Consider the following 17,383-nt stretch of genomic DNA (forward strand, 5'->3'; position numbering starts at 1 on the left):
CTTAAGGCCGCGAGGCGGCGTCAGTGACCACGTAGGACCTGGGCAACGGTCGCAACGTTGTGGGCGAGGTGCAGCGGATTGATCGTCCCGACAATAGCACTGGCCACGCCAGGTTGCGCGAACAGCAATTCGAAGCTGGCGCGCACCGGATCGACGCCCGGGCTCAGGCAAACATGACCGCTGGCCAAGGCTTTTTTCACCAGAATGGCTTTGCCGTGGGCAGCAGCATAGTCAATGACAGCTTTCTCGTTTTGTTCGTTCAGATTGTAGGTGACCATCGCGCAGTCGCCTTGCTCCAGTGCTTTGAGGCCACCTTCGACAGTTTTGCCGGAGAAGCCGAAGCCGCGAATCTTGCCTTCGGCCTTGAGCGCCGCGAGTGTCGCGTAAACCTCTTCGTGTTCAAGGATCGCCATGTCGTTGCCGTCGGAGTGCACCAGCACCAGGTCGATAAAATCGGTTTCAAGACGTTGCAGGCTGCGTTCCACCGACATCCGTGTGTGTGCTGCGCTGAAGTCATGGCGCGACAGACCATCGGCAAATTCTTCGCCGACCTTGCTGACGATCACCCAGTCCTGACGCTGGCCATGCAGCAACGGGCCGAGGCGCTCTTCGCTGCGGCCATAAGCCGGGGCGGTGTCGATCAGGTTGATGCCCAATTCCCGCGCCTGACGCAGCAGCATGCGTGCTTCGTCGTCGCCGGGAATCTGAAAACCGTTGGGGTATTTCACGCCTTGATCGCGGCCGAGTTTGACCGTCCCCAGACCCAGTGGCGAAACCATCAGGCCGGTGCTGCCCAGCGGACGGTGGAAGTCATGCAGGCTGGCAATGGTCATGGCAGCAGTTGCTCCCAGGCGGGTACGCCCATCGGTGGTTTTGGCAGGGCCGGCAAAGGCTCGGCGATTTGCGGCTGGATGCCGTCGCGCTCGAGAGAGGCGATGACCCGGTCAGCGAAGTCCGGTGCCAGCGCCAGTTTGGTCGGCCAGCCGACCAGCAAGCGGCCCTGTTCGGCAAGGAAGGCGTTGTCCGGGCGCGTGAAGCCGGTTTGCAGCGGCTCGGCACGGTCAACCCGCAGGGTCGCCCATTGCGTGGTGCTGAGGTCGATCCACGGCAACAACTGCGCGATCTCTTTCTGCGCGGTGGCGATCTGCTCGGCCGGCTCGCGGTTTACGCCTTCGCTTTCGGCGATGTCGCCGCCCATGTACCAGACCCACTGACCGTCAGCGGCCGGGTGCGTGGTCACGGTGATGCGCGGTTTGGTGCCGCCGCCCAGGCAGTGGGCGTACAGCGGTTTCAGGCCCGGGCCTTTGGCGATGATCATGTGCAGCGGCCGACGTTGCATGGCCGGCTGGCTCAGGCCGAGGTCTTCGAGCAGTTGCGCCGTACCCGCGCCGGCGCTGAGGACGATGCGCTGGGCGCGAATTTCGCGGCCATCGACTTTCAGGCCGACCAGCACGCCGGCTTCCAGCAGTGGCTCGATGGTTTGCCCGGCGAGCAGGCCATCGCCGGCCAGCTCGGCCAGACGCTGAATCAGGCTCGGCACATCCACAACGAGTTCGGCGAGTCGGTAGACCTTGCCCTTGAAGCGCTTGTCTTGCAGGGCGGGCGGCAGCTGCTCACCCTTGACCTGATCGACCCGGCCGCGCACGGCTTTACTGGCGAAAAAACTGGTGAGGTTGCCGGCGAGGGTGCCGGGCGACCATAGATAGTGAGCTTCGGAGAGCAGGCGCACGCCGGACAGATCCAGCTCGCCATTGCCGGCCAGCGCTTCACGCCAGCGCCGCGGCATGTCGGCGATGGCTTCCGAGGCACCGGTCAATGCACCGTGCAACGCGTATTTGGCGCCGCCGTGGATGATGCCCTGGGACTTCACACTCTGCCCGCCGCCGAGGCTGGCGCTTTCCACCAGCACGGTCGAAAAACCCTGACGGCGCAGACGCGCATTCAGCCAGAGGCCGGCGACACCAGCGCCGACAATCAGAACGTCGGTGGAAATAACGGATGGCATGCAGCGACCTCAGTGTTCAAGACGAGGGCGCAGTATACAGACTCGGGAAAGCGCGGGATTTGTCGATGATCAACACGTGGAATACAAAACCTGTAGGAGTGAGCCTGCTCGCGATAGCGGTCTTTCATTCAACAGTTATGTTGTCTGATACATAGCTATCGCGAGCAGGCTCACTCCTACAGGGGATGTGTTTGTCGTTAATGGCCGGCGGTCTTGGAGAACAGCTGGATTACGACGACGCCCAGCACGATCAATGCCATCCCCAGCATCGCCGGGATATCCAGCTTCTGCCCGTAGATGAACAGCGCCGCCACGCTGACCATCACAATCCCCATACCCGCCCAAACCGCATAGGCGACGCCAACCGGAACGGTGCGCACCACCAGGGTCAACATCCAGAACGCGATCGCGTAGCCGACGATGACCAGCACCAATGGCAGTGGTGTGCTGATGCCTTTGACCGCTTTCATCGACACGGTGGCGATCACTTCGGCGCAGATGGCAATGGCCAGGTAGGCGTAGGCGTTCATGGTTCAAATCCTCAATGTGAAACGTTGCTTGCTGAGGCGGCATTCTAGTGATTCGCCAGATGGGGTAAAGTCATTACCTATCTGTTAAAGAGATGGGTCGGTGAATCAGCATGCAGTGGAATCTGGATCAACTTCGGGTGTTTGTCGACGTCGCCGAACATCGCTCGTTTTCCGCCGTGGCGCGCCAGCAGCGTAAAGCGCAGTCGGCGATCAGCAGCGCGATTGCCATGCTCGAAGATGACTTGGGCGTCAGCCTGTTCGAGCGTAGCAGCGGCCGTCAGCCAACGCTCACCGAGGCGGGCGAAGCGCTGTTGGAAGAGGCACGTGAAGTCCTGCGCCAATGCGAGCGTCTGAATGGCCGGGCGATGGCGATGATGCGCGGCCAGGAAGCGCAGCTGCGCGTGGCCCAGGATGAGGCGATGCCGTATCAGGCGCTGGTGGAAAGTTTCGGTGAACTGGCCGAGCAATTCCCCAGCCTGGAAGTGCAATTGACCAGCGCCGCGCAAGGTGAAGTCTCGCGCAAACTGGTGGAGCGCCGTGCCGATCTCGGCCTGTTGTTCTATCACGATGAAATCCCCGAAGCACTGGAACGCCGCGTGCTGGGCAGTGTGGAAATGGTCACGGTCTGCGGCGTCAATCATCCGCTGGCGGCGCAGTCCTACGTGACCTGCCAGCAACTGGCACAACATCGGCAATTGCTGATGTCGACGCAAACCAGTGTCTATCCCGGCAACGAGCCGGCCAGCCCGCAGGTGTGGCGCGCTGACAGTTTCTACGTGATGTCCGAATGGCTGGTGCGCGACCTCGGCTGGGCCTGGTTGCCCCGGCATGTGGTGCAGTACTCGGCGTATCAGGGTTTGATGGTCGAACTCGACAGTGAATGGACCCCGCCAGCGCTGGTGGTCGAGCTGGTCTGGCGCCGCGACGAACCCCTCGGCCCGGCCGCGCGCTGGCTGGCCGAACGTTTTGCCGTGCACTTGCGGGCGATCGGCGACAAAAGTCGATAAACTCCGCCGCCATGAATAGAACTCTCTACACCGTGCTGTTTTACCTGGGGCTGCCATTGGTGGCGATTCGGCTGTGGCTGCGCGCACGCAAGGCGCCGGCGTACGCCAAGCGGATTGGCGAACGTTTCTCCTACAGCATGCCGACACTGCAACCCGGCGGCATCTGGGTGCATGCGGTGTCGGTGGGCGAAAGCATCGCCGCCGCGCCGATGATCCGCGCTTTGTTGCAACGTTATCCACAGTTGCCGATCACCGTGACCTGCATGACCCCGACCGGTTCGGAGCGAATTCAGGCGCTGTTCGCCAACGAACCGCGCATCCAGCACTGCTATCTGCCGTATGACTTGTCGTGTGCGGCGGCGCGGTTTCTTGATCGCGTGCAGCCGAAGCTCGCGGTAATCATGGAAACCGAACTGTGGCCTAACCATATTCATCAGTGCGCCAAGCGCGGGATTCCGGTGGCGCTGGCCAACGGGCGCTTGTCCGAGCGCTCGGCACGCGGTTATGGGCGCTTCAGCAAGCTGACCACACCAATGCTCGCCGAGATGAGTTTTTTCGCCGTGCAGACCGAAGCTGAAGCCCAGCGCTTCCGTAATCTCGGCGCGCGCCCGGAAACGGTCGAAGTCACTGGCTCGATCAAGTTCGACCTGACCATCGACCCACAACTGCTGCAACGCGCCGCTGATCTGCGCGGCCAATGGCAGGCGCTGGAACGTCCAGTGTGGATCGCCGCCAGTACCCACGAAGGCGAAGATGAAGTGGTGCTCAATGCCCATCGGCGCTTGCTGGCCAATCACCCGGATGCGTTGCTGATTCTGGTGCCGCGTCACCCGGAACGTTTCAACTCGGTGTTCGAACTGTGCCAGCGCGAAGGCTTCGCCACGGTTCGGCGTTCGACTGGGGCCAATGTCGATGCGCAGACGTCGGTGCTGCTCGGCGACACGATGGGCGAGTTGCTGTTTCTTTATGCCTTGGCGGACAGCGCGTTTGTCGGCGGCAGCCTGGTGGCCAACGGCGGACACAATCTGCTGGAGCCGGCAGCCTTGGCCAAACCAGTGATCAGCGGCCCGCACCTGTTCAACTTCCTCGACATCGCCGCGCAATTGCGTGAAGCCGGGGCGTTGGCTGAAGTGGATGATGCCGAAGGGCTGGCGGTGGAAGTGCAGCGCTTGTTCGAGTTGCCGCGCGATGCGCAGCGCATGGCGGAGGCGGGGCTGGCGGTAATGCGCCGCAACCAGGGCGCGTTGCAGCGTTTGCTGGATGGTTTGGGCAGATTGATCAAGTAAAGCAAAAAGATCGCAGCGTGCCGCAGCTCCTGCATTGGAATGTATTTTCCTGTAGGCGCTGCGGCACGCTGCGATCTTTTGTTTTTAAGGCTTAAGGCCGGGCCTTGAGCTGTGCTTCGGCAGCCTTGGCCAGATCCGGCGGGAGGAAATCCTTGTCCGGGTTGTAGTCGGCTTTCAGATAACGCCGCAGATCTTCCAGATCCCCCGGATTCAACGTCCCCGCCGCCTGCTTCAAGCGCAGGTTGTCGAGAATGTAGTCATAACGCGTGTTGTTGTAATTGCGCACCGAGGTGTACAGCTGACGCTGCGCATCGAGCACGTCAACGATGTTGCGCGTACCGACCTGATAACCGATTTCCGTGGCTTCCACTGCGCTCTGGTTGGAAATGATCGACTGACGACGCGCCTGCACCTGCTCGACGTCGGTGTTCACCGCGCGATGAAGGTTGCGGGTGCTTTCGACGATCTGCCGACGCAGCGATTCGCGCTGTTGTTCGCTCTGATTCAGTTGCTCGTACGACTGGCGCACTTGCGAGCTGGTCAGCCCGCCGCTGTAGATCGGGATGTTCAGTTGCAGGCCGACCGTACTCTGTTCGACGTTGCCGTGATAAGGCGTGCCGAACGAGTTCGGGTTGGCAAATCCGAGCGCATCGTTGTCACCCTTTTCGTATTTCGCTACGGCGTCAAGGGTCGGCAAGTGGCCGGATTTACGCTGTTTCAACGTTTCTTCGGCCGAGCTGACGGCGAAGTTACTGGCCAGCAGATTGAGGTTCTGTTTCGCCGCTGTGTCGACCCAGGCCTTGGCGTCGTTCGGCGCTGGCGGCAGGATCGGCAATGTATGAACGATGCCCTGAATCGAGTTGTACTGACGGTTGGTCAGGGTGATCAGCGCTTCGAACGCATCATCAACCTGACGCTGGGCGACAATCCGGTTAGCCCGCGCGGTGTCATAACTGGCTTGCGATTGCAGCACGTCGGTCTTGTCCGACAGGCCGACATCGAAGCGCTCGTTGGACTGATCGAGCTGGCGCTTGAACGCCGCTTCTTCAGCCTTGGTCGAGGCCAGGTTGTCCTGGCTGCGCAGGACGTTGAAGTAATCTTCCGCCGATTGCAGGATCAGGTTCTGTTCGGTCGCCGAGAGTTGCAGCGCAGCTTGCTCGTTGACGTCCTTGGCTGCTTGGTACTGGAACCAGCGATCGGCGCGGAACAACGGTTGGGCGAGGGTCGCCTGATACGAATGGGCGCTGCGGTTGGCCACGGCCGAAGGCTGGTCGATCGAGGTGCGCACGTTGGCGGTCTCGGCACCGCCGGACAGATTCGGCAACAGCCCGGCGCGGGCCTGTGGCACCACTTCTTTCTGTGCGCCGTACTGCGCGCGGGCGGCGGCCAGATCGGCGTTGTTGTCGACCGCCTCCTGATAGACGCTGACCAGATCGGTTTTGGTCGACAAGGGCGCTTCTGCTGCCCAGGCCATTGCGTTGGACGCACAAGACACGGCAACAGCCAGTGAGAGTTTGCGCAGCATGAGGCGATCCCTAGCATTAATATTATGGAAGTAATCCGGGCGCCAAAGGTAAGGCGCAGGCCCCACAGCGTCAAGGCGTGGCGGGGCAAAGCGAGTGTAGTTGCGCATTTGCCTCACAACAATCGGCCAAGCCCCTGTATTTATGCCATTCATCATGGTGATTGCCGCGGTGTTGGCGTTCTTTGCCGGTTGTGTCTAGACTGGCCGGGTTCTTGTCGGGGTGCCTTGCTATGAGGCTGAGATCGAATAATTTCGGATCCCGTTGAACCTGATCAGGTTAGCGCCTGCGTAGGGAACAAGATTTCTCGTCACCCGGCGAGTCCTCTTGTGCTTCGTCCGGGATATTGTTCGACAATCGAACGCTCGACGACGATGCACAGCACCGGTCCTGGTGCGTCCGTGCCTTTCAGGTTCTGCTCCGACAATCCACTGCCTGGATGCTGTCTGGAGAGCCCGTGATGACTACAAAATCAAAAAACGCGATCAACCTGAGTGACTCGGCCAAGGTCGACGAGCAATCGGTCAAGCCGTTCACCCGTTCGCAAAAAGTCTACGTTCAGGGCTCCCGCCCGGACATCCTCGTGCCGATGCGCGAAATCACCCTCGATGTGACGCCGACCGACTTCGGCGGCGAAATCAACGCGCCGGTGACCGTCTACGACACCTCGGGCCCGTACACCGATCCGAACGTGGTGATCGACGTGCGCAAAGGCCTCGCTGATGTGCGTTCGGCGTGGATCGACGACCGTGGCGACACCGAGCGTCTGGCTGGCCTGAGCTCCAACTTCGGCCGCGAGCGCCTCGCCGATCCGGAACTGACCAAACTGCGCTTTGCCCACGTCAACAACCCGCGCCGCGCCAAGGCCGGTGGCAATGTCACGCAGATGCACTACGCGCGTCAGGGCATCATCACGCCCGAGATGGAATTCGTTGCCATCCGCGAAAACATGAAGCTTGAGGTGGCCCGCGCCGCCGGCCTGCTGGACCAGCAACACCCGGGTCACAGCTTCGGCGCCAGCGTGCCGAAAATCATCACCCCTGAATTTGTCCGTGAAGAGATCGCCCGTGGCCGCGCAATCATTCCGGCCAACATCAACCACACCGAACTGGAACCGATGATCATCGGCCGTAACTTCCTGGTGAAGATCAACGGCAATATCGGCAACAGTGCTTTGGGTTCGTCCATCGAAGAAGAAGTGGCGAAACTGACCTGGGGTATTCGCTGGGGCGCGGACAACATCATGGACTTGTCCACCGGCAAACACATTCACGAAACCCGCGAGTGGATCATCCGCAATTCGCCGGTGCCGATCGGCACGGTGCCGATCTACCAGGCGCTGGAAAAAGTCGGCGGCGCGGCCGAAGACCTGACCTGGGAGCTGTTCCGCGACACGCTGATCGAGCAGGCCGAGCAGGGCGTCGACTACTTCACCATTCACGCCGGCGTATTGCTGCGCTACGTGCCGCTGACCGCCAAACGCGTGACCGGTATCGTGTCCCGTGGTGGTTCGATCATGGCCAAGTGGTGCCTGGCGCATCACAAGGAAAACTTCGCCTATACGCATTTCGAAGAAATCTGCGAAATCATGAAAGCCTATGACGTCAGCTTCTCGCTGGGTGATGGCTTGCGTCCGGGGTCGATTGCCGACGCCAACGATGCCGCGCAATTCGGCGAACTGGAAACCTTGGGCGAACTGACCAAGATCGCCTGGAAGCACGACGTGCAAACCATGATCGAAGGCCCGGGCCATGTGCCGATGCAGTTGATCAAAGAGAACATGGACAAGCAGTTGGAGTGCTGCGACGAGGCGCCGTTCTACACCCTCGGCCCACTGACCACCGACATCGCGCCGGGCTACGACCACATCACCTCGGGTATCGGTGCGGCGATGATCGGCTGGTTCGGTTGCGCGATGCTCTGCTACGTGACGCCGAAGGAGCACTTGGGCCTGCCGAACAAGGATGACGTGAAGACCGGGATCATCACCTACAAGATCGCGGCGCATGCGGCGGACTTGGCCAAAGGGCATCCGGGCGCGCAGATTCGCGACAACGCCTTGAGCAAGGCGCGTTTCGAATTCCGTTGGGAAGACCAGTTCAACCTGGGACTTGATCCGGACACCGCGCGTTCGTATCACGATGAAACCCTGCCGAAGGATTCGGCGAAGGTCGCGCACTTCTGTTCGATGTGCGGGCCGAAATTCTGCTCGATGAAGATCACTCAGGAAGTCCGCGAATACGCGGCCAACCAGCGGATCGACGCGGTCGACGTGGACGTCGCCAAGGGCCTGGCAGAACAGGCCGAGCGGTTCAAGAAGGAAGGCAGTCAGCTGTACAAAAAAGTTTGACCCCGTACTGATCGTTCCCACGCTCCGCGTGGGAATGCAGCCCGTGACGCTCCGCGTCACTGGACGCGGAGCGTCCCTAGAGGCATTCCCACGCAGAGCGTGGGAACGATCACACAACAACAAATGTCCCTCTGAGATAACACCCTTGAGCATTCAACCCAGCACCTATTCCCCCGATCTCGTCGTACCCGCCGACAAGCGTGTGTTCGGCGGTCGCGATCTGTTTTCCCTGTGGTTCTCCCTCGGTATCGGCCTGATGGTTTTGCAGACAGGCGCATTACTCGCGCCAGGCCTCGGCCTGTCCGGTTCGCTGCTAGCGATTTTCCTTGGCACGCTGGTCGGCGTACTGTTGCTGGCCGCCGTCGGCGTGATCGGCAGCGACACCGGCCTGTCGTCGATGGCTGCCCTCAAACTCAGCCTCGGCAGCAAAGGCGCGAGCCTGCCGGCGCTGCTCAACCTGCTGCAACTGATCGGTTGGGGCTCTTTCGAAATCATCGTCATGCGCGACGCCGCGAGCCTGCTCGGCACCCGTGCGTTCAGCGAAGGTTCGCTGTGGTCGAACCCGATGTTGTGGACGCTGTTTTTCGGCGCCCTGGCGACTCTGCTTGCGGTCAGCGGGCCGTTGACCTTCGTGCGACAGATCCTGCGCAAGTGGGGCATCTGGCTGCTGCTGGCGGCGTGCCTCTGGCTGACCTGGAACCTGTTCGCCAAAGCCGATCTGGCCGATCTCTGGTCGCGCGCCGGTGACGGTTCGATGCCGTTCGCCGTGGGCTTCGACATCGCTATTGCGATGCCGTTGTCGTGGCTGCCGCTGATCGCCGATTACTCACGATTCGGCAAGCGTGCGAAGAACGTTTTCGGTGGCACGGCGGTCGGTTTCTTTATCGGTAACTTCTGGCTGATGAGCCTCGGCGTCGCCTACACCCTGGCCTTCGCGCCGAGCGGTGAAGTCAACGCGTTGCTGCTGGCACTCGCCGGCGCCGGACTGGGCATTCCTTTGCTGCTGATTCTGCTCGATGAGTCGGAAAACGCCTTCGCCGATATTCACTCGGCGGCGGTGTCCAGCGGGATTCTGTTGCGCCTGAAAGTCGAGCATCTGGCCTTGGCCATCGGCGTGATCTGCACGCTGATCGCACTGCTGGCGCCGTTGGCGCAGTACCAGAACTTCCTGCTGTTGATCGGTTCGGTGTTTGCGCCGCTGTTCGGCGTGGTGCTGGTGGATCACTTCATCCTGCGCAAGCGCAGTGCTCAGGTCGCGTCAGCCGCGTTGCGCTGGCCGGCGTTGTTGGCGTGGCTGGGTGGCGTGAGCACCTACCATTTGCTGGCGAATCTGTATCCGGATGTCGGCGCAACCCTGCCGGCGCTGGTGCTGGCAGGGCTGTTGCAGCTAGTGCTCGGTCGGGCCTTCAGTTACGGCCGGGAAACAGCTCAGGCTTGAGAATGCCGTTCAGGCGCGGGTAAGGAATCTTCAGTTCGACGTGGCCCAGCGCGTAAGGCGCAATGGTGCTCACGTCGTACTTGAGGATCACGCCGCCATAGGTCAGCGCCACGTTCGGGGTTTTCACGAACGGCCAGCTCTTCACAAAGTCCGCTTCCTGATCGAGCTTGGTGCTGATCAACCAACTGTTGTGCGCCACCTGCGCTGCCTTCCAGAACGCCTCTTCCTGACCCGGCACGAGCATGTCGGACAGGTTCAGTACTTTGTGCTGCTGGCGCGAATAGTTGATGAAACCGCGACCCGGGGTGCCATGCGCACCGCCAGTGTCGAGGTAGCTCGACACCTCGATGATCACCAAGCCGTCATGCTGCTCGCGTACTTTCGCCTGCAGGTAGCTGCTGTTGCGCGGACCGGCACTGGCCAGAAACTGCTCGCGATAGGCCGCCAGGGTTGGCGCCACCGGGGCGTTCTTCTCGGTGCGGGTCATTTGCAGCAGGCGTTTTTCGATAATGCCGTCCAGCGCAGGTTCGGCCGGGAAGCGCAGGGTGTCGATGTTCACCAGCGGGCAATCAGGGTTGGAACAACCGGGTTTCAGGGTTTCCGATGCATCGCGGGTGGTTTCCAGCGGCGTGCGGTAATTGGGCTGGAACAGGCTGGCGCACGCGCCCAGAGTCAGGGCGATGGCGGCCACGGAGGCAATTTTGAAAAGCGACATGGGCGTCCTTTCGAAAGCAGGGGAAGGCAAAAAGATATCCGCTTCGACTCTCGCAGAAGCAGTCAGTTCGCCACTAAGCTAATTAGAGTGGGTTTCGCCTCCACCGTCCATCCCGCTGACGGTAAAGGGGCTGCATCAAACCGTTCGGGCGCGTTAGGATGGCGCGAAGTCGAGGTTGCCAGTGACACAAAGCAACCTCGTAATGGATCTGCAGTAAAGAGGATGCTCATGACTGATTTTGCCAACGCCATTCCGACCACCGTCGACGTCGTGCGGCGCGAACGCTGCTACGAGGGTTTTTATAAACTCGACCGTTTGCACCTGCGCCATGAATTGTTCGCCGGTGGCATGAGCCGCGAGATCAACCGTGAAGTCTTTGTCCGTCACGATGCCGTGTGCATGCTGCCCTACGATCCGCAGCGCGACGAAGTGGTGCTGATCGAGCAGTTTCGCGTTGGCGCCATGGGCAAGACCGACAACCCGTGGCTGGTCGAACTGGTCGCTGGTCTGATCGACAAGGATGAACAACCGGAAGAAGTTGCTCACCGCGAGGCGCAGGAGGAAGCTGGGCTGGACATCAAGGCCCTGTGGCCGATGACCCAATATTTCCCGTCGCCGGGCGGCAGCAACGAGTTCGTGCATTTGTATCTGGGGCGTTGCAGCACCGAAGGCGTTGGCGGCCTGCATGGCCTGGAAGAAGAGGCAGAAGATATCCGCGTCACGGTCTGGGCCTTTGAAGATGCCTTGCAGGCCGTCCGTGACGGACGCATTGCCAATGCGGCGAGCATCATCGCTTTGCAGTGGCTGGCGCTGAACCGCGCCGAAGTGAGGGGGTTATGGTTGTAAACAAGTTGCGCGATCGCTATCGAGTCGACCTCGTGGGGCTGCAAGCCGCCTGCGAGGCCAACTACGCGCGCCTGATGCGACTGCTGCCGGACATGCGCAACGAGCCCGAAGCGCGGCGCATCGCCGTGACTCAGGGCGAGCAGATGCTCGGCGTGCTGGCCCTCGAAGTGCTGCAAACCTGTCCGTACACCACCACTTTGCAAGTGCGTCAGGAACACAGCCTGCCATGGCTGCCGGTGCCGCAACTGGAAGTGCAGGTTTATCACGATGCGCGCATGGCCGAAGTGGTCAGCGCCGAACATGCACGACGCTTTCGCGGCATCTATCCTTACCCGAATGCGGCGATGCATCAGCCGGATGAAAAGGCTCAGCTCAATCTGTTCCTGGGGGAATGGTTGAGTCACTGTCTGGCGCTGGGGCATGAGTACGAAGTCGTACGCTAGTTGTGAACTGCGTCCGGTTCGCCGGTTTCCTCTTTGCCTGATCCCCCAGCATAATTGCGGCACTTGATCGATTCCGTGCTTTTGCCTTGGGAGAGCGCCTTGCCGAGCGTATCCACGTTGACCCCCGCCGATACGGCGCTGCTGGTGCAGTTGTCCGACAGCCATCTGTTCGCTGAAGCGGACGGCTCGCTGCTGGGCATGAACACTCGCGAAAGCCTGCAAAAGGTCATCGAGTTGGTGCTGGGGCAACAGCCGCAGATCGATCTGATTCTGGCCACTGGCGATATTTCGCAGGACGGCACGCTGGAGTCGTATCAGCAGTTTCGCCAGATGAGTGCGCAGATCGCTGCGCCGGCGCGGTGGATTCCTGGCAATCACGACGAGCCGCTGATCATGGCCCAGGCCGCTGTGCAAAGTGCATTGCTGGAATCGGTAGTCGATATCGGCAATTGGCGGGTGACTCTTTTAGATTCGGCTGTACCCGGCTCGGTGCCGGGTTTCTTGCAGGACGATCAATTGCAGCTGCTGGCCCGTTCGCTGAGCGAAGCGCCGGAGCGTCATCATCTGGTGTGCTTTCACCATCATCCGGTGTCGATCGGTTGCGCGTGGATGGAGCCGATTGGTTTGCGCAATCCTGAGGCGTTTTTCGAAGTGCTGGATCGGTTTCCACAGGCCCGGGCGGTGTTGTGGGGGCATGTGCATCAGGAGATTGATCGCCAGCGCAATGGCGTGCGCTTGATGGCTTCGCCGTCGACGTGCATTCAGTTTGAGCCGGGCAGTGAAGACTTCAAGGTGGGCGAGCAGGCGCCGGGGTATCGCTGGTTGCGGTTGTTGCCGGATGGCCGCTTGGAAACCGGTGTCGAACGCGTCACCGGATTCGCCTTCACCGTCGATTACGGATCCGAAGGCTACTGATCGAATCAAAAGCCCCTCACCCCAGCCCTCTCCCAGAGGGAGAGGGGGCCGACCGAGGTGTCTTTCGCTATCCATCGACCTGAAGCAGCGTTGTCGATTATGGATTCACAGCAAAGCGTTCAGGTCGATGTAGTTTGCAAATATCCCCCATTCAGTCCCCTCTCCCTCCGGGAGAGGGCTAGGGTGAGGGGCTTTCTCCCTGTAAACTCCGCTATCTTTCGCCGACACCCAGGGAGCTCAAATGTCCGGTTCGATCCTCTATATCCACGGTTTCAACAGCGCCCCTGCCTCGAAAAAGGCCTGTCAACTGGTGACGGTGATGGAGCAACTGGGTTTGAGCGATCAATTGCGTGTTCCGGCCCTGCATCACCATCCGCGCGAAGCCATCGGTCAGTTGGAGCAAGCGATTGCCGAACTGGGCCGGCCGCTGCTGGTGGGAAGCTCCCTCGGCGGCTACTATGCGACTCACCTGGCCGAGCGCCATGGCCTGAAAGCCCTGCTGGTCAACCCGGCGGTCAGCCCGCACCGGATGTTCGACGGCTATCTGGGCACACAGAAAAACCTGTATACCGATGAAACCTGGGAATTGACCCACGACCACGTCACGGCGCTGGCCGAACTGGAAGTGCCGGCGCCTCAGGATGCCCCGCGTTATCAGGTGTGGTTGCAGACCGGCGATGAAACACTGGACTATCGCCTCGCCCAGCAGTATTACCGGGCCTGTGCCTTGCGCATTCAGGCCGGCGGCGACCACAGTTTTCAGGGTTTTGCCGGGCAATTGCCGGCGTTGCTGAGTTTTGCCGGCATTGGCGCCGATTTGTATCAGGCCATCGATTTCACCGCACTGTGAGCGATGGTCCCATGAATTCTTTTTTCACCGAACACTGACGACGAGACCTTATGGCCACTCCCAGCGCTAGCTCTTATAACGCCGACGCCATCGAAGTCCTCTCGGGCCTCGACCCGGTGCGCAAACGCCCCGGCATGTACACCGACACCAGTCGGCCGAACCACCTCGCCCAGGAAGTCATCGACAACAGTGTCGACGAAGCCCTGGCCGGCCACGCCAAATCCGTGCAGGTCATCCTCCACGCCGACCACTCGCTGGAAGTCAGCGACGACGGCCGTGGCATGCCGGTCGACATCCACCCGGAAGAGGGCGTGTCGGGCGTCGAACTGATCCTCACCAAGCTGCATGCCGGTGGCAAGTTTTCCAACAAGAACTACCAGTTCTCCGGCGGTCTGCACGGCGTGGGTATTTCCGTGGTCAACGCCTTGTCGACCGAAGTCCGTGTGCGCGTCAAGCGTGACGGCAACGAATACCAGATGACCTTCGCCGACGGCTACAAAGCCACCGAGCTGGAAGTCGTCGGCGCCGTCGGCAAGCGCAATACCGGCACCAGCGTGTACTTCGCGCCGGATCCGAAATACTTCGACTCACCAAAATTCTCCATCAGTCGCCTCAAGCACGTGCTCAAGGCCAAGGCCGTTTTGTGCCCGGGGCTGCTGGTCAGCTTCGAAGACAAAGGCACCGGCGAGAAAGTCGAGTGGCATTACGAAGACGGCCTGCGCTCCTATCTGGTCGATGCGGTCAGCGAGTTCGAACGCCTGCCGGACGAGCCGTTCTGCGGCGCTTTCGCCGGTAACAAAGAAGCGGTCGACTGGGCGCTGCTGTGGCTGCCGGAAGGTGGCGACGCGGTGCAGGAAAGCTACGTCAACCTGATCCCGACGGCGCAGGGCGGTACCCACGTCAACGGTTTGCGTCAGGGCCTGCTCGATGCCATGCGCGAGTTTTGCGAATTCCGCAGCCTGCTGCCGCGCGGTGTGAAGCTGGCGCCGGAAGATGTCTGGGAGCGCATCGCGTTCGTCCTGTCGATGAAAATGCAGGAGCCGCAATTCTCCGGCCAGACCAAAGAGCGTCTGTCATCGCGTGAAGCGGCGGCGTTTGTCTCCGGTGTGGTCAAGGACGCCTTCAGCCTGTGGCTCAACGCCAACCCGGAAACCGGTCTGGCGCTGGCTGAACTGGCGATCAACAACGCCGGTCGTCGCCTCAAGGCCAGCAAAAAGGTCGAGCGCAAACGCGTCACTCAGGGCCCTGCGTTGCCGGGTAAGCTGGCGGACTGCGCCGGGCAGGACCCGATGCGTTCCGAGCTGTTCCTGGTGGAAGGTGATTCCGCCGGCGGTTCCGCCAAGCAAGCGCGGGACAAGGAATTCCAGGCAATCCTGCCGTTGCGCGGCAAGATCCTCAACACCTGGGAAGTCGACGGCAGCGAAGTGCTGGCCAGTCAGGAAGTGCACAACATCGCCGTGGCCATCGGTGTCGATCCGGGCGCGGCGGACATGAGCCAACTGCGTTACGGCAAGATCTGCATCCTTGCCGACGCCGACTCCGACGGACTGCACATCGCAACCTTGCTGTGCGCGTTGTTCGTCCAGCATTTCCGCCCGCTGGTGGATGCCGGTCACGTCTATGTGGCGATGCCGCCGCTGTACCGCATCGACCTCGGCAAAGAGATCTACTACGCCCTCGACGAAGCCGAGCGTGACGGCATTCTCGATCGTCTGGTCGCCGAGAAGAAACGCGGCAAACCCCAGGTCACCCGATTCAAAGGTCTGGGTGAAATGAACCCGCCGCAGCTGCGTGAAACCACCATGGACCCGAACACTCGGCGTCTGGTGCAACTGACGCTGGGCGAAGACTTCGCCGAAACCGCGGAAATGATGGACATGCTGCTGGCGAAGAAACGCGCCGGTGACCGCAAGACCTGGCTCGAATCCAAAGGCAACCTCGCCGAGGTGCTGGCCTGATGCGGTTTGGCTGGGCCTTCGCGGGTGCCTTGCTGCTGAGTGCGATGACTGTGTCGGCCGAGCCGTTACAGGAGTTGCGCCTGCTTTCCGAACACCCGGTCGATGGCATGCGCGGTGGCAACCTGTCGGGGCTGGCGCTGTGCGGCAACGAGTTATGGACGGTGTCCGACCGTGATGACGAGCAGATCTACCGGCTTAAAACCGCTGATCAGGTGTGGCAAGCGGAAACCGTGCACATCGACGTGCCGCCGGTGCCGGACAGCGGCTTGCCGTGGGGATTGAGTTCGCGCACCTGGGCGGCGTCGTTCATCCGTGGCGGTGATCTGGATTTCGAAGGCATCACCTGCGACAGCGCCGGCAACCGCTACATCGTCAGCGAGGCCCATGCGGCCGTATTGCAAGTGCCGCCACAAGGCCCGGCGTCGTGGCTGAAAATCTCGCCGATGCTGGTGAAAGAAGCCCGCGCCAGTGGCATGTTGCTGCACTTCAACGCGTTGTTCGAAGGGCTGGCGATCAACCCGGCGGGCGATCAGTTATGGCTGGCCGCCGAGCGTGAACGCCGTGGCCTGCTGAAGATCAAGCGTCAGCAAACGGTCTGGGATTGTGACGGCGCCTGCGTACTGCTCAGCGAGGCTGGCGTCGAGATGCAGCCGCCGCAGTTTCCCAAGGCGCGCGCCGTGACCCGCGATTTCGCCGACCTGTCGCTGTTCAACGGCAAGCTGTTTACCCTTGAGCGCAACGCGTTTCAGATCTGCCGCCGCGATGCGCTGACCGCCAAAGTCGAACAATGCTGGTCGTACGCCGAAGATGCCTTGCAGCCACAGCGCCTTTATTCACAAGCCTACGGCTTGGCGGAAGCGCTGGTGGTGGATGCGCAAGGAGCGTGGATCGGTCTGGACAACAACGATGGCGTCCGCGCCGACGGCGAAAAACGCCCGATCGTCTGGCGCTTTGCCGCACCTGACGGTGGCTGGAGCGCCAAGCCATGAGCCAGCAACCGCCGGGCAAGCGCGCCGGTCGGGTGCTGATGATTCTGGCGTGGTGCGCGGCGCTGTTTCTCGCGACGCGGTTCTTTGGGCAGTGGGAACAGCGCCAGCAAAATCCGAATGTGGTGGTCACGTCCGAACAGGGCGAAGGTTTTATCGAAGTGAAGCTGGCCGGCAACGCCCAAGGGCATTTTGTCGCCAGCGGTCAGATCAACGGTGAGCCGGTGGAGTTCATGCTCGACACCGGTGCGACCGATGTGGCGATCCCGGCGGATCTGGCCAAGCGTTTGAAGCTGGAAGAAGGTTTCGGTGTGACCCTGAGCACGGCCAACGGCCTGAGCCAGGGTTACCGGACCAAAATCGACCGCCTGCAACTGGGCGACATCGTGCTGCGGGATGTTCGCGCACTGGTGGCGCCGGGGCTGCATGGTGATCAGGTGTTGCTCGGTATGAGCGCCCTGAACAAACTTGAATTTACTCAGCGCGGTGGCACCATGCTGCTGCGCCAGACAACGAACCGATGAGGCCTGC

General features: G+C 61.2%; 16 protein-coding genes and 1 riboswitch. Of the genes, 11 read left to right on the top strand and 5 right to left on the bottom strand.

From position 1 onward, the window contains the following. Window positions 1-20: 20 nt before the first annotated feature. The 3 genes from ACWR1S_RS03540 to ACWR1S_RS03550 form a co-directional block, all read right to left on the bottom strand. Complete coding sequence (locus ACWR1S_RS03540) at window positions 21-833, bottom strand: aldo/keto reductase (protein ID WP_454562439.1); 813 nt, start codon at window positions 831-833, stop codon at window positions 21-23. Next, the gene (locus tag ACWR1S_RS03545) at window positions 830-2,005 is read right to left on the bottom strand and encodes an NAD(P)/FAD-dependent oxidoreductase (RefSeq protein ID WP_454562440.1); all 1,176 of its coding nucleotides are present in this window, start codon (window positions 2,003-2,005) and stop codon (window positions 830-832) included. Before ACWR1S_RS03545 ends, ACWR1S_RS03540 begins: the two co-directional genes overlap by 4 nt. A 197-nt stretch (window positions 2,006-2,202) precedes the next feature. Then, window positions 2,203-2,535 carry a DMT family transporter gene (locus ACWR1S_RS03550; RefSeq protein ID WP_007915730.1) on the bottom strand — a complete coding sequence of 111 codons (333 nt, stop codon included), beginning with the start codon at window positions 2,533-2,535 and terminating at the stop codon, window positions 2,203-2,205. Window positions 2,536-2,639: 104 nt separating this feature from the next. On the opposite strand from ACWR1S_RS03550, the gene ACWR1S_RS03555 reads away from it, so the two are divergent. Together ACWR1S_RS03555 and waaA are read left to right on the top strand one after the other, a co-directional pair. Further along, window positions 2,640-3,542, top strand: coding sequence for a LysR family transcriptional regulator (locus tag ACWR1S_RS03555; RefSeq protein WP_454562474.1), 903 nt, complete (start codon window positions 2,640-2,642; stop codon window positions 3,540-3,542). Between the two features lie 11 nt (window positions 3,543-3,553). Beyond that, a complete protein-coding gene (gene waaA, locus ACWR1S_RS03560) occupies window positions 3,554-4,828 on the top strand; it encodes a lipid IV(A) 3-deoxy-D-manno-octulosonic acid transferase (protein WP_454562441.1) in 1,275 nt (424 codons plus the stop codon). A 91-nt stretch (window positions 4,829-4,919) separates the two neighbouring features. Here waaA and ACWR1S_RS03565 read toward each other — a convergent pair whose 3' ends face one another. Then, complete coding sequence (locus ACWR1S_RS03565) at window positions 4,920-6,353, bottom strand: TolC family outer membrane protein (RefSeq protein WP_454562442.1); 1,434 nt, start codon at window positions 6,351-6,353, stop codon at window positions 4,920-4,922. Between the two features lie 206 nt (window positions 6,354-6,559). Continuing rightward, a riboswitch (TPP riboswitch) is annotated at window positions 6,560-6,665 on the top strand. A 146-nt stretch (window positions 6,666-6,811) separates the two neighbouring features. On the opposite strand from ACWR1S_RS03565, the gene thiC reads away from it, so the two are divergent. Both thiC and cytX read left to right on the top strand, forming a co-directional pair. Beyond that, a complete protein-coding gene (gene thiC / locus ACWR1S_RS03570; protein WP_454562443.1) occupies window positions 6,812-8,701 on the top strand; it encodes a phosphomethylpyrimidine synthase ThiC in 1,890 nt (629 codons plus the stop codon). 145 nt (window positions 8,702-8,846) lie between these two features. After that, window positions 8,847-10,139, top strand: coding sequence for a putative hydroxymethylpyrimidine transporter CytX (gene cytX / locus ACWR1S_RS03575; protein ID WP_454562444.1), 1,293 nt, complete (start codon window positions 8,847-8,849; stop codon window positions 10,137-10,139). On the opposite strand, the gene ACWR1S_RS03580 is transcribed toward cytX, so the two are convergent. Beyond that, entirely contained in the window at window positions 10,108-10,854 is a 747-nt protein-coding gene (locus tag ACWR1S_RS03580; protein WP_454562445.1) for an RsiV family protein, read from the bottom strand. The genes cytX and ACWR1S_RS03580 overlap by 32 nt on opposite strands. A 228-nt stretch (window positions 10,855-11,082) precedes the next feature. Here ACWR1S_RS03580 and ACWR1S_RS03585 point away from each other — a divergent pair, with 228 nt between their 5' ends. From ACWR1S_RS03585 to ACWR1S_RS03615, 7 genes are all read left to right on the top strand, one after another. After that, window positions 11,083-11,700 (top strand): NUDIX domain-containing protein, encoded by a 618-nt coding sequence (locus ACWR1S_RS03585; protein ID WP_454562446.1) that lies wholly within the window; start codon window positions 11,083-11,085, stop codon window positions 11,698-11,700. After that, window positions 11,691-12,143, top strand: a complete 453-nt coding sequence (locus ACWR1S_RS03590; RefSeq protein ID WP_016985685.1) for a DUF1249 domain-containing protein — start codon at window positions 11,691-11,693, stop codon at window positions 12,141-12,143. Before ACWR1S_RS03585 ends, ACWR1S_RS03590 begins: the two co-directional genes overlap by 10 nt. Before the next feature lie 99 nt (window positions 12,144-12,242). Beyond that, a complete protein-coding gene (cpdA, locus tag ACWR1S_RS03595) occupies window positions 12,243-13,058 on the top strand; it encodes a 3',5'-cyclic-AMP phosphodiesterase (RefSeq protein ID WP_454562447.1) in 816 nt (271 codons plus the stop codon). 241 nt (window positions 13,059-13,299) lie between these two features. Then, window positions 13,300-13,908: a YqiA/YcfP family alpha/beta fold hydrolase gene (locus ACWR1S_RS03600; protein ID WP_454562448.1), complete on the top strand. Its 609-nt coding sequence runs from the start codon at window positions 13,300-13,302 to the stop codon at window positions 13,906-13,908. A 50-nt stretch (window positions 13,909-13,958) separates the two neighbouring features. Then, on the top strand, window positions 13,959-15,866 hold the full coding sequence (parE, locus tag ACWR1S_RS03605) for a DNA topoisomerase IV subunit B (RefSeq protein WP_454562449.1): 1,908 nt from the start codon (window positions 13,959-13,961) through the stop codon (window positions 15,864-15,866). Next, window positions 15,866-16,855: an esterase-like activity of phytase family protein gene (locus ACWR1S_RS03610; RefSeq protein WP_454562450.1), complete on the top strand. Its 990-nt coding sequence runs from the start codon at window positions 15,866-15,868 to the stop codon at window positions 16,853-16,855. Before parE ends, ACWR1S_RS03610 begins: the two co-directional genes overlap by 1 nt. Further along, on the top strand, window positions 16,852-17,376 hold the full coding sequence (locus ACWR1S_RS03615) for a retropepsin-like aspartic protease family protein (RefSeq protein ID WP_034151665.1): 525 nt from the start codon (window positions 16,852-16,854) through the stop codon (window positions 17,374-17,376). The genes ACWR1S_RS03610 and ACWR1S_RS03615 overlap by 4 nt, the downstream gene beginning before the upstream one ends. Window positions 17,377-17,383: the final 7 nt, after the last annotated feature.

This window comes from Pseudomonas sp. AIG (assembly GCF_977020205.1).